At 69.9% G+C, this 525-nt stretch carries 1 protein-coding gene; it reads left to right on the top strand.

The annotated features are described in order from the left end of the window. On the top strand, positions 1–525 hold a 525-nt coding region (locus ACY34I_RS40640; RefSeq protein ID WP_462760872.1), incomplete at both ends, for an ISL3 family transposase.

The raw sequence follows: 525 nt of genomic DNA, 5'->3' as shown, positions 1-525 counted from the left end.
ACAGGCAGGTCAAAGCCGTGGTCAAGGAGTTAGCGGGCCGGGCAGGGTCGCGTTTGCTGGCGATACTCGCCATGGGCCTGTCCCGTCACACGGCCCTGCGCGCCCTGCAGCGCATCCCGTTGCCCACCGGGCGGACGCCTCGTGTGATCGGCGTTGACGATTTTGCTCTGTGCCGGCGGCACCGCTATGCCACCGTGGTGATCGACGCCGAGACCCATGAGCGGATCGAGGTACTGCCCGACCGCACCGCCGACACGCTGGAAGCGTGGCTGCGCGCGCATCCCGGCGTCGAGGTCGTGTGCCGCGACGGCTCGGCCACCTACGCCGAGGCCATCCGCCGCGCCCTGCCCAACGCGGTGCAGGTCGCGGACAGGTGGCACCTCTGGCACAACCTGTGCGAAGCGGCCCTCAGCGAGGTGAAGGCGCACAGCACCTGCTGGGCCCCCGTACTGGACGCACCCATCTACGACGGGCCCCGCGCACAGACGACCCTGGAACGCTGGCACCAGGTCCATGACCTGCTCG

The organism is Micromonospora sp. RTBAU3-60 (genome assembly GCF_054963695.1).
This window is presented reverse-complemented; position numbering and strand designations above follow the sequence as displayed.